9 protein-coding genes are annotated in these 12323 nt (G+C 44.4%); 5 read left to right on the top strand and 4 right to left on the bottom strand.

The window, feature by feature from the left end:
- The first annotated feature begins 149 nt into the window (after positions 1 to 149).
- Positions 150 to 323 carry a hypothetical protein gene (locus F6K57_RS22020; protein WP_293070650.1) on the top strand — a complete coding sequence of 58 codons (174 nt, stop codon included), beginning with the start codon at positions 150 to 152 and terminating at the stop codon, positions 321 to 323.
- A gap of 50 nt (positions 324 to 373) precedes the next feature.
- On the opposite strand, the gene F6K57_RS22015 is transcribed toward F6K57_RS22020, so the two are convergent.
- The 3 genes from F6K57_RS22015 to F6K57_RS22005 all read right to left on the bottom strand — a co-directional run bounded on the left by F6K57_RS22015 (position 374) and on the right by F6K57_RS22005 (position 4834).
- Positions 374 to 1591, bottom strand: coding sequence for an amino acid ABC transporter permease (locus tag F6K57_RS22015; protein WP_293070648.1), 1218 nt, complete (start codon positions 1589 to 1591; stop codon positions 374 to 376).
- Positions 1592 to 1646: 55 nt separating this feature from the next.
- Positions 1647 to 2819 carry an ABC transporter permease subunit gene (locus tag F6K57_RS22010; RefSeq protein ID WP_293070646.1) on the bottom strand — a complete coding sequence of 391 codons (1173 nt, stop codon included), beginning with the start codon at positions 2817 to 2819 and terminating at the stop codon, positions 1647 to 1649.
- 974 nt (positions 2820 to 3793) lie between these two features.
- Complete coding sequence (locus F6K57_RS22005; RefSeq protein WP_293026338.1) at positions 3794 to 4834, bottom strand: amino acid ABC transporter substrate-binding protein; 1041 nt, start codon at positions 4832 to 4834, stop codon at positions 3794 to 3796.
- Positions 4835 to 5458: 624 nt separating this feature from the next.
- On the opposite strand from F6K57_RS22005, the gene F6K57_RS22000 reads away from it, so the two are divergent.
- The 4 genes from F6K57_RS22000 (at position 5459) to F6K57_RS21985 (ending at position 9896) form a co-directional block, all read left to right on the top strand.
- Complete coding sequence (locus F6K57_RS22000) at positions 5459 to 7144, top strand: EF-hand domain-containing protein (protein WP_293070644.1); 1686 nt, start codon at positions 5459 to 5461, stop codon at positions 7142 to 7144.
- 184 nt (positions 7145 to 7328) lie between these two features.
- Entirely contained in the window at positions 7329 to 7535 is a 207-nt protein-coding gene (locus F6K57_RS21995; RefSeq protein WP_293026320.1) for a hypothetical protein, read from the top strand.
- On the top strand, positions 7496 to 8143 hold the full coding sequence (locus F6K57_RS21990) for a nucleoside hydrolase (RefSeq protein ID WP_293026318.1): 648 nt from the start codon (positions 7496 to 7498) through the stop codon (positions 8141 to 8143). Before F6K57_RS21995 ends, F6K57_RS21990 begins: the two co-directional genes overlap by 40 nt.
- Before the next feature lie 103 nt (positions 8144 to 8246).
- The gene (locus tag F6K57_RS21985; protein ID WP_293026316.1) at positions 8247 to 9896 is read left to right on the top strand and encodes an urea transporter; all 1650 of its coding nucleotides are present in this window, start codon (positions 8247 to 8249) and stop codon (positions 9894 to 9896) included.
- A 14-nt stretch (positions 9897 to 9910) separates the two neighbouring features.
- Here the strand turns inward: F6K57_RS21985 and F6K57_RS21980 are convergent, their stop codons facing one another.
- Positions 9911 to 12091, bottom strand: coding sequence for a glycosyltransferase (locus tag F6K57_RS21980; protein ID WP_293070641.1), 2181 nt, complete (start codon positions 12089 to 12091; stop codon positions 9911 to 9913).
- Positions 12092 to 12323 lie beyond the last annotated feature (232 nt).

The following is a 12323-nucleotide window of genomic DNA, read 5'->3' as shown; positions in this document are numbered from 1 at the left end:
GCAACTCCTCAGTTTGATAACTGATACAATTGTTTCAACTGTAACTCCCAAACCAACTACGAACAAAGGATCTTTTCCACATCTGCTCATCCTTTTGTAAACAAATATTAATTTCGCCAGCCGTATCAAAATTGGGGGATTTAGGGGGCTTGGATGTAGCAAATGATACTTCTCAGACAACCTCTAAGGTTACAGGTTTAAGGTTATATAGCGTTTATCGCAGTTATGAGGTATTTTATTCTTTGACGTTGATTCCCTGTCTTCATGCAGCGCAGGGCTATTCCCTATTCCCTATTCCCTATTCCCTATTCCCTGTTCCCTAAAATCCAGAAATTGTGTACCTCATAGCTATGATAATTGCTATAATCTACATTCAATGGTCTACATTCAATTGTTTTTCCAGACGTCGGCTGGCTGTGGACATGGCGTAACAAAATAACCAGAATAGGACTCCGTCGAATAGATAAACTTCTTGATAGGGGGTTTCAAATTTGGCTTGGGCGAAGATAGAATCACCGATACCAAGCAACTCCACTAGACCTACAACAAATAGGAGAGTGGTGTCTTGAAACAGACTAATAAACTGACCGACAATGGCAGGAATAACAGCTTTGAGTGCTTGAGGTAATACAATCAGCCCTACGGATAGGGGAGTATTTAAACCCAATGCTTTGGCAGCTTCGATTTGACCCGTAGGTATGGATTGCAGTCCTCCTCGCACATTTTCAGCTAGGTAAGCAGCACTAAATAAAGTCAGACCGATTATTGCCCGTAACACCCGGTCTGGTCGCATTCCTGATGGTAGAAATAGTGGAATAATTACTTGTCCTATGAACAAAATCGCAATCAGCGGTAATCCTCGGATTAGTTCAATGTAAAGGATAGAGAAGCCGCGCACAACTGGTAAGGTACTTTGTCGTCCTAGGGCTAGTAATACACCTAGGGGAAAACAGATTAAAATACTGACAACTGCGGCTAAGACATTCAGCAGTAACCCACCCCATTGATTAGTGGATACCTGTTTTAGTCCGAGTCCTCCTCCGAGAAGCCACAGGAAGATTAATAAAGCAATAAACCAAGCTAAAGGTAACCAATTACCCAATTTCGGTTGAGTTTTAGCAACCTGTTGCCCTCCCCAAGCACTAGCTACCAGTAAGACTACTATTCCTAAAAGCAATAAGCGATAGGGAATTGCTACTGGAAATAGCACTAAGATAGCACCACTGATCACTAGAGCTATTAACACATTGCGACTAAATAGAGTGATAACATTTCTTGCTAAAACTCCCCACGTTATCCCGGATAGGAATACAATAATCCCCAGAATCAACCATGGACGCCAGTTTTCGGTGGCGGGATAGGTTCCTACAAAAAACAGACGAAAGTTATCTTTAATAACATCCCACTGGGCTTCAGTGGTTGCCCATGTTATCAAGCCTTTAACGGTTACGAATAGAAACCATAAAACACTAACCGTTAATAGGCTATTATACCAATTACTAAATAAATTTTTCTTTATCCAGGTAATTGGATTAACCTGTAGTTCAGGGGGTGGTGCTAGTTCAGGAGGTTGAGAATTAACAGTAGTCATTATCTAGTTATAAGTCAACAGTTAACCAATTAAGTTAACCAATTAAGTTAACCAATTATCTTTCCTGCAATTGAACTGTCCGATTCAACAGATTCATCACGAAAGAAATGATCAGGTTAATGGTTAGATAGGTCAGGGGTATGATCACCACGATTATTTCTATTTCATGACCGGCTTGGTTGAAGGTGGTTTGAGCAATGGAGTAGATATCTGGGTAGCCAATAGCAGATGCTAAACTGGAGTTTTTGGCTAGGTTCATATACTGGCTGTTTAGGGAAGGGATAATCACCCGCAAGGCTTGGGGAAAAATAACTAACCGCATAGCTAAGCCTGACTTAAGTCCCAAGGATCTTGCTGCTTCCCACTGTCCCTTCTGTACTGACTCTATTCCAGCTCGGACAATTTCCGCGATAAACGCACCTGTGTAAAATACTAGACCAGCTAGTAAGGCACAGAACTCAATAGTTAGCCGGAGTCCGCCTTCAATATTACCTGTATCTATAACTTCTTGCGGTCTTTGCCAACCAAAACCGATGATGATAATTAAGACAGCAGCAATTGCGATCGCAATTAAAGCAATTAACTGCGGCTGACCGGATTGTGCTTGTTCTACCATCACTTTAGTGCGCCACTGCCAGATTAAAACTGCTGCGATCGCACCGACTAGCAAAACCACCAACCACAGAAACAGCTGGGTGGTGAAGGGGGGCCAAGGAATATAAATTCCCCGCTTGCTCAAAAATATCGACCCAGGTAACTGAATTTTTTCCGACAGTTTTGGCAGTTGGAAGAAAACACCAAAGTACCAAAATAGTAATTGCAGCAGCAGTGGTGTATTGCGCACTATTTCCACATAAAGCAGACTCAGCTTACTCACTAGCCAATTGTCAGAAAAACTAGCTATCCCGGCGGTAATACCAACAATAGTTGTCAGGATAATCCCAAACACCATCACCCGCAATGAATTAGCCAGTCCGATCAATAAAGCATAGCTATAGGGGTCAGTGGCTTTGTAGGGAATGGGGGTATCGCCAATGCCAAATTTGGCTTCATCTTGCAGAAAATCAAACCCCAATTTAATCGCTTGTTGCTGAATATTTCGGCTTAAGTTGCTGCCTAGCCATGCCACGACCGCAATCACCACTAGCACAAATAGGACTTGTATGGCAATGCGCCAAAATCGGTCATCTCGCCACAAAGGAGGCTTTTGACCTATATTGCTTGTCATTAGTTAGTTGTTTTGGTTGCAGGTTACAGGTTGGTTGGTTGAAGGTTTAAGGTTGGTTGGTTGAAGGTTGAAGGTTGGTTGGTTGAAGGTTGAAGGTTGGTTGGTTGAATGTTGAAGGTTGGTTGGTTGAATGTTGAAGGTTGGTTGGTTGAAGGTTGAAGGTTGGTTGGTTGAAGGTTGAAGGTTGGTTGGTTGAATGTTGGAGGTTGTAGGTTGGTTAAAGGTTAAAGGTTTTAGGTTACAGATTTTAGGTTTTAGAGGCAGTTTTCAAAGTGTTGGATGCTACTCGAAACCGCTCCCTAGCCCCCCAAATTTGGGGGTAATTTGGCTCAAAGTATCCCAGATTTGGGGGATAATCGTGGCTCATGGCAAACATTTGGTACTTCTCAAACATCATCTTAGCTGGCTCGCGAGAAGCCCCGCGCTATAATCTCGCTCTTTAGCGTCGGGATGATAGCCCGACAAGGTCGCTCTGCTCAATTGTCAATTTGGAACTTTAATTTTTGACCAGCGTCTATAATTAACATAGTAGGTCAAGTCAAATTAAGAGCTAACCGCCACCTACGTTATCGAACCTTAACAACCTGGAATATGGGGTTCCACTCAGAAAAAGCAATTTAAGCTGTCTGTGGGTGGGTAAAATTCCAGCAGTACTTTGGAGACAGAACTCATTGTATTGTTCCGGCGCGGAGGGGCATCCCGTGTCGTTAATAAAGCTTACCGAGTATCCGAACCAGTGGGTGGAGTTGGTAAGAAGCCCGCGTTGTCCCGTTAGGGCAACGTCGGGAGTATGTCACGTTTTAGGTTTACCGTTAACAGTCAACAGTCAACCTTCAACCTACCCTTCTCGAACGCCAAAGGCGAACAACCAACCAACCTCCAACCTTGAACCTTCAACCTCCAACCTTCAACCTTCAACCTTCAACCTTCAACCCCCAACCTTCAACCTTCAACCTGAAACAGTTAACAATCCCTTAACGGAAGGGTGGAGAATACAAAATACCCCCACGAGTCCAGAGGTCATTCAGACCCCGATTGAGTTTGAACTGAGAACTTTTACCCAAGTTCCGGTCATAGACTTCGCCGTAGTTACCCACGTGCTTAATCACTCGCGCTGCAAAATCGTTTTCTAAACCGAGATCTTTGCCTAAGTCACCTTCAACACCCAGGAAGCGTTTGACAGTCGGGTTAGGACTGTTGCTCATTTGTGCCACATTCGCCTTAGTAATGCCTAACTCTTCTGCTTCAATCAAGGCGAAAGTCACCCACTTAACGACATCAAACCAAGCGGAGTCATTATTAACAGTTACTGGTCCCAAGGGTTCCTTGGACATGGTAACATCTAGAAGTATATGATCCTCAGGCTTAGGCAGAGTGCTGCGTTTGGCAAGTAGTTGGGATTTATCAGAAGTCATGCCGTCACAACGTCCTTCGTCATAGGCAGTATAGGCAAGGTCTGCTTTCTGAAACACCACTGGCTCAAATTCAACACCTGCTTCCCGCATCTTGTCGGTTAAATTCAACTCAGTAGTAGTTCCAGTTTCCACACAGACGGATTTGCCTTGAAAATCTTTCAGTGTTTTAATCCCACTGTTTTTGCGCACCATCATGCCCTGACCATCATAAAAGGTAGTAGGGGCAAATTCTAAGTTATTGGTAGAGCTATCTCGGCTAAGAGTCCAAGTGGTATTGCGCGAGAGCATATCCACTTCACCAGTCTTGACGGCGGTAAATCGCTCCGTGGAGTCAAGGTTACGGTACTCTACTGCTGCTGGGTCATCAAACAAAGCAGCAGCAACTGCTTTACACACATCCACATCTAGCCCGGAGTAGTTTCCGCTCCCATCCACAAAGCTAAATCCGGGAATGCCACCGTCAACACCACAAATCAGCTTGCCACGGCTCTTGACTATATTTAAGCGGCTTTGTGTAGCGCTTGTCCCACCTCCTTCACAGGCTGTTAAGGGTGCAACTAATACTAGAGTGGCTAGTACCAGAGAACTCCATTTAGGCATAAGTTTTTTCTTGGTCTTGTTTTTTAGATAGACAACGGCCTCACGCGATCAGCTGACATGAGCTTCCGCTGCTTAAGCTTGCTTGCATTTTAGATCAAGTTGGTTAGATTACTTATGCAGCTAGATTAGTTATCTAGCAAAGGGAACAGGGAGTAGGGAGTAGGGAGTAGGGAGTAGGGAGTAGGGAACTTCCGATCAAATCAAAAATTATCATAATTTCGACACGGATGGCTATCCTATCCGTCGGCTGCTAATGGGTAATTACAGTAGACTTCGCTGCAGTTGTCGGGAACTTCAGACCAGGGAAATTTAGTTATTGTAGTTACCAAATTTTAATTGTAATTATTTTTAAGTTTTTTTAAAAAACTCAGGTGGGAATAAGCCGGACAGGCACGTAAAAAAAATAAGTATTTCTAGACTACAGGTAGTCCCAAATCACGACCAAACCTCAAGTCTTGGGATGTTACGGTGCCTGCTCCGGATGCATCTGTGTATTCAGTAACGCCGTCACTGGCATCAGTGTAATTCTTAAGAAACTATTTTAATTATATTTTTTGGTTATCTCTTTGTTTATCCTCTTTCTATATCAAATTACTGAAATATTCCTAAAAATTACTTCCTGTAATGACAACTCCTCGATTGTATCTGCCCAAACCCCGAGAGGCGGTGGGCAACTATCTCAGAATCATTTCGATCAATGATGTTTACGACATCAAGAATTATCCCTACGTGGAAACAGTGATTAAATCCCTGAAGGAAACATCGGAAGATGCCATCGTGATTGCCTGCCTCAGCGGAGACTTTCTCTCTCCTTGTTTAATTACCTCCCTTGATGGCGGTAAAGCCATGCTGGACGTGCTCAAGGTAGTCAACATTGATTATATTTGCTTGGGCAACCATGAATTCGATGTCAGCGTGGATGTCCTAGGTGAGCGTTTTAAAACCTACGAAGGGAAATGCTTAAATAGCAACATCTTGGACTTGCCAATTGTGGATGCCAGTGGTCAGCTGCTTCCGAAATATGACATTGTTGAAGTAGGTTCTCGTAGAGTTGCTTTTGCTGGATTTTGCACTAGTAAGATCAATACTTTCCGACCCGGGGCGAACCTAACCATTCAACCCATCTTTGATGCGTTAAAAGAAACCTGGTCTAAGTGTTCCAATGACGCAACCATGCTGATTCCGATGACCCATCAGACCATTGCCGAAGATCGGGAACTAGCCACGGGGATCCAGAAAGATGACCAACTTAGTGGTAAGGTTCCTGTAATTGTTGGGGGGCACGAGCATGAGATTTATATTGATAAAATTGAGCGGAGCCTGATTGTTAAGGCTGGTGCTGATGCTACTAATGTGGTTGTTGTTGATGTCTGGTGGGATGCTTCCGAGCAGTGGCATAGTGCTGTTCATCTGTTGCCAGCCAGCCATTTTGATGCCGATCCCAAGGTCCAAAAGTTTGTAGAAAGTACCCAAAATTTTCTAGGTTCCCTGATGGATGTGGAAATTTTTGAGGTGAAAGAACCCATGTCCTCTAAACGGATGCGATTCCAACCCGAAAAAGTGGCCTCAACCCTATGTTCTTATATCAAGAAAAGCTTTAAAAATGTCGATATAGTTATGATCCAGGGAGGATCCTTTCGGGGTAAGCGAGACTATGAGAAGGGAGAATCGTTCACATATAGGGATTTGTTGGAAGAGATGCCATTGGATACCGAAATGGCCTTGATTCAGGTGCCTGGCTACATCTTACAAGAGGCGATCGCCGAAACTCGCGGCACGCCCGAGCGGGAAGCCTCCAATTTTCTCCATGCCGATCTTGATGTAGTAGTTGAAGACTACCCCAGTCTGAAAATTGTCAGCATTAACCACGCCCCATTTGACCCCCAAAAGATTTACACCCTCAGTATTGTCCAATTCTTGCTGAGGGGGCTCGATCAAATCAAACCGTTGGTAGATTATGTCAACGCAAATGGAGGTGTTCCACCTTTGGAGCAATGTCTTCCAGGCCAAAACTTGATCGTAGAAAGCTGTATGAAAGATGCCTGGAGAGTCCTAATTAATTATGAGGAATGGGACGCCGATGGCGATGGGCAAATCACCAGAGAAGAGCTGAAACAGGGTGTCAAAAATGCCTTTGCCTTTCTCGATCAAAATCAGGATGGCTATATTTCCCCGCCAGAACTACGGGCAGCATTGGCAGAACGGACAGGCCGCACCCAGAAAGGATTAATCAGCCTGATGTTTGAGGTTTTGGATGTCGATAAAGATGGTATGGTATCGATGGATGAGCTGGCATCGTTAGCAATGTAAGGAGAACACAATGCTTAATTCCCAAGCCCGTCCCATTTATCGATACTGATGGGGGTACTGATGGGGGTGTTGATGATGCTCTCGCGATTATCATGGCTCTGAATTGTGAACAAATTGAGCTCAAATCAGTCACCGTGTTAGCTGGCAATATTGATTTCATCAAGCTGCTAATAATGTGTTGCGGGTGATTGACATTGTTCAACCAAACCAGCCTCCCCTAGTGGCAAAAGGCTGTGAAAAACCTCTGGTTCGTCCTCCCTTCAATGCTGCAGGTATTCATGGCTCCGATGGACTGGGAGAACTGCATCAGTTTAAAAATGCTGATGGCAGCCCAAGTATCCCCAACTTACCATGGAGCCTTCTTCAGAAGATGCTGTTGATGTATTGCTGAAAGCCGCCCAGGAATATGGCAGCGACTTGACCATTGTGGCTCTAGGACCATTGACCAATATTGCAACAGCTCTGCAGCGCGATCGCACCACCCTGCAAAAGGTAGGCCGCATCGTGATCATGGGTGGAGCCGTGAAGGTTCCGGGCAACATTTCAGCTGCTGCCGAGTTTAACTTCTTTGTGGATCCTGATGCGGCTCAAATGGTTATGGAATCAGGCATTCCCCTGACCCTAGTAGCTTTGGATGTGGCCATGAAGGCACCCCTTCCCCGGAAAGATGTAGAGAATTACGCTCAGAAACATCCGTCAGCAGTGGCTCAGTTCATTGCCGATTGCACAGGCATTTATATGGCATTCTATAGAGAAAACGAAGGTTTCCACGGCTGCTACCTGCATGACCCATTAGCTGTCGGTGTTGCCATTGATCCGAACCTGGTTTCTACAGAATCGGTGTATATGGTGGTAGAAACTGAAGGAAAATTTACCTCTGATATGTCCCTGGCCGATCTGCGTGATCGTCGGGATGAAGCCGCCTATCCTCCCAATGTAGAAGCCTGTTTAGATGTGGATACCGATCGTTTCCTCAAACTGTTTTATGAACTGATTTAGAGCAATTCAGTCCTGAGTAAAAACCACATCCTTAAGGTTTGAGCCCTGTTCAAGAAATAGCCGCACAGGAGTCGATCTCACCCAACAAAAGCATCAATTTACCATGTCTCAAACATCTGAAATTTCTCAAGATAAACCTCAACCTTTGCCGCTCCATGAGCTGTTATCTCGTTTATTGAAATCAGAGAAAACGTCTCATCGGCATCCCTTGCCCATCATGGGAACTCTGCAAGACCTCAACCAAGCCTGGGAGCGGCGTCCGCTGTTAGATTTTATCAATGCTAGTTTACGGGGTATCGGTCAAGTAGGGTTTGCCAATAATCCTATCACTGGACTACTCATTACTCTTGCGGTTTTTATTCAGTCGCCCTGGGTAGCCTTGATGCTAGTTGTCGGAGTTGTTGTGGCTACATGGACCGCCTATTTGATGGGTCTCGATCGCCCCAGTATTCGCAATGGCATTTTTGGTTTGAACGGAGCCTTAGTGGGGCTAGCTTTAGGAACGTTTGGCACTTGGGGCAATGGTACTGGAAACTTGCTTTGGGTACTGGCGGTTATCATTTGTGCAGCCCTGAGCACAGTATTGATGCAGTATATCGGGCTATGGATGGCCGTGTATTTAGGGCTGCCCTCTATGGGAGTGCCATTTCACATTGTTACCTACAGCTTTCTGGTAATAGCCCTCTACGTTCCGCAACCCTTCTTTGAATTAGGGGCACCACCGCCCTTCCCTAACCCAGCTGAATCCCTAGATGGGGTAAGCGTTTTATCCGGCCTAATCACCGGAATTGGTCAAATCTTTTTTTCAGGCAGCTTAGTATCTGCCTTGTTAATTATAATTGCTTTAGCCTTGTGTAGCCCAATGGGAGCCCTGGTTGCGGTTCTAGGGTCGGTGATTGGTTTGGTCACTGGCATTGTACTGGGGGTAAATCTGAATGTGCTGTACGCTGGACTGTGGGGATACAACTCAGCATTAACCGCAATTGCTATTGGAGGCATTTTCTATACCCCTAATCGACGAAGCCTTTTGTTTGCAAGTGGTGGAGCCTTTGGGGCAGCTCTGATTGGCTGGCTGCTGACTCTGGTAATGACACCCTTGAAACTACCGATTTTGGCGATGTCCTTTCATCTGGGTACTTATGCCTGCTTCGTAATCTTACAGCGATCGCTTTCTTCCTTGGTGCCTGTTGCACCCTACTCCATTGCTAGTCCCGAAGAGCATCGATTCCGCTACCTCACAGCCAAGGAAGTGATTTCGGCCTTCCGTCGGCAGTTGCAAGGAGCCATGGTTGGGCAGCATCACAAGGTATTATTTGACAAAGCACCCCAAGAACTCAAAGGTGACCTGCGTTATATCTTTGATGCTATCGACCGGGATCAAAGCGGCAGCTTGTCTTTGACAGAACTTAGCTATCACTTCCAGCAAGCGGGGCATAGCATCAGTGATGATGAACTGAACTTTGTCTTTTCCAGCATGGATGTCGATAACAGCGGAGAAATAGACTTCGAGGAATTTGGGGAATTGTTGCTGCGCCACCGTCGTCTGATGTCGAGACTTAATGAGTTTGCCACATACTTTATTCCCATTGATAAGAATAAGAATGGAGTGGTTGAGCTAGATGAAATGAATGTAGTGTTAGCCAGTGTGGATCAGCCTCCTCTTTCAGAAGATGAAGTGACCTTTTTGCAACAGCGAATTGGAGGCAAAGAGCTTAACTGGGAAGGATTTATCGAATTGTTGCTAGTGATTTAGATCAATAGAGTTTCTCAACTCCTACCCTGGCGATCAAATAGTAATCGCGGTTTCAGCAAAATCTTAAACAACAGTAAAAGCGATCGCATTTCTGATGGAGTTTCCCGTCGCTGCCATCGACCCGGACGGCAAAAGAGTATCTCTACCAAAGTGCGATGCTCTTGGAGAGTTAATGGGTCAAACATAATTCGTAGACTAGCTTCTTCACCACTGTTGTCAATTTCAGTAACTACTCCTGACAACTCTAGCTTTTCCTCGATCATCTCTAGTTCCACTGGCAACGGTTCAGTGGCAGTGTTTGGGCTATCTAATCGTAAATCAGCCACCTCGGTCAAAGCCACTTGAGCACCAACTTCTGAAATCTTGGTGGTCATACCCCAGACAGTCTGATTTGAGATCTCAAGCCGCACCACTCGGCGCAACTTGAACCACTGGTAAAGGTCCCGATTGGGGACATCCACTACAATCAATAAAGCAATACCCAACATGATCAGGTTATAGATACTCCAAATCCAACCTAGACTCAGACCTTGAATCATCTGAGCGTCAGTAGCTGATATCCCACTTCCCCAATACATCACAGAAGTACTCAAATTCATCCATAGGCTAACTGCTGTAGCGATAAATAGGATAATCAAAGGCAATCCCAACTTGGAGTTAAACACAAAGCGATCGCGTTTTACGCCTTTGGGTGTGACCTTAAATCCTTTGCCAAAGGGATTCAGCATGACTTGTATCACTGTCAAGCTCAGAGGAACACACCAAGGCAATGAGTAAATATCCGACAACAATCCTGACCGGGAACGAAGGTTTAACCAGGAAAAAACTGTGAGCTGTATCAGATAATAAGGTAGCAAGAAATACAACAATTCAGCAGCCGTTGCTTTTAAGGGAATCACCCCTAGAAATGAATAAGCTAGGGGCATTAACAGGAATCCGAAGCGAGATAAACCGGTAAACCAATTTAGTAATCCATCTAAATGGGCTAGCCTTTGGATTGGTTTTAACCCCGGAATAGTTAGAGGGTTGGCATCAATAAAAAATGCCTGCAATGTTCCTTGAGCCCACCGCAATCGTTGAGCTACATGGGCAGCAATATTTTCTGCGGCTAAACCAGCACTAAGTTTTTCATCTAAATAAATAACTTGGTAACCCATTGCTGCTATCCGAATACCAGTAAAGTAATCTTCAGACAAAGAATCGGTTACAAAACCACCAGCCGCTTCTATAATATCACGTTTAACAACAAAGGAAGTTCCGGAACAAACCACACCGCCAGCACCATCCCTGATGGGCTGAACTTGCCGATAAAATATCTCTTCTTCTGGCAGTAGCACATCTTCTAAACCTAAATTGTAGGCAATCGGGTCAGGGTTATAAAAGCTTTGAGGAGTTTGGACTAATCCGACATTACTATTTTTAAAAAAACCTACGGTGCGAGTCAGAAAATTTTTATTCGGGACAAAATCAGCATCAAAGAATACAATCAAATCCCCTGATGTTTTTGGAATAGCATGGTTTAAGTTTCCCGCTTTGGCATAGGAATTATCTGGACGAGTGATATAGTTACACCCCAATTCAGCAGCTAGATCTTTGACATTTTGACGTTTGGTATCATCTAGTAAATAAACGTTTTTGTTGTCATAATCTATCCCTTGACAACCCATAATTGTTCGCTTTAAAATAAAACAGGGTTCATTATAGGTTGGGATGAAGATATCCACAGAAGGATTAAACCTTCCTGAAATCACATCTATTGATAACTGAGAAGCATGAGCGCTACGGTTTTTGACCCTTAACATTAAAAATAGCTGGATAATACTGCTGGTTAGCAACAACATTTCCAGTAAAAATAATCCTAGGCTAAAGACACCATTAAGGGGATCCACTAAATTGAGGGTAGAGAAGATTCGCCAGAGCAGATATCGTCCCAATAGTGCTAGCAAAATCCCCACCACTAAATTTCTAGACCAAGTGCGAGGACGGGGAGAGAGTTTCGTGACCCCCAGCACAACTACCATTAAGATAATTGTTGGCAGTAATAAGTAGTGGTGCTGAGTCACCATTGGTGCTTCCAGCCACATCGGTGGGTTTATTTGCCAGACATGCAGCTGAGCAAATAGCTGTGTAATCTGCCCCTGACCAGTCAACCAAGCTAAAGCGATCGCACTAAAACTAGTAAATAGAATCAGCATCACGACCGTTGCGGCTCGTAACCTAAAAACTTGTTTGTTAGAAGAACACCTAGAGTTTGGGTAGCTCACTTTGGGAACTGTCATGTCTAAAAACAGGTATAGCGCTGTGGGCAGGGAATAGGGAATAGGACATTAAAAAGTGTGGTATTATAAAGGTTATAGCAATTATTTGCCCCTTGAATTTGGAAACACCATTACACCCATTGCTGTATCATAACTTGTTATTTTAAAC

It is taken from the genome of Moorena sp. SIO4A5, from assembly GCF_010672005.1.
GTDB lineage: Bacteria > Cyanobacteriota > Cyanobacteriia > Cyanobacteriales > Coleofasciculaceae > Moorena.
Note: the sequence above shows the minus strand (reverse complement) of the source record. Positions and strands in the feature narration are given on the sequence as shown.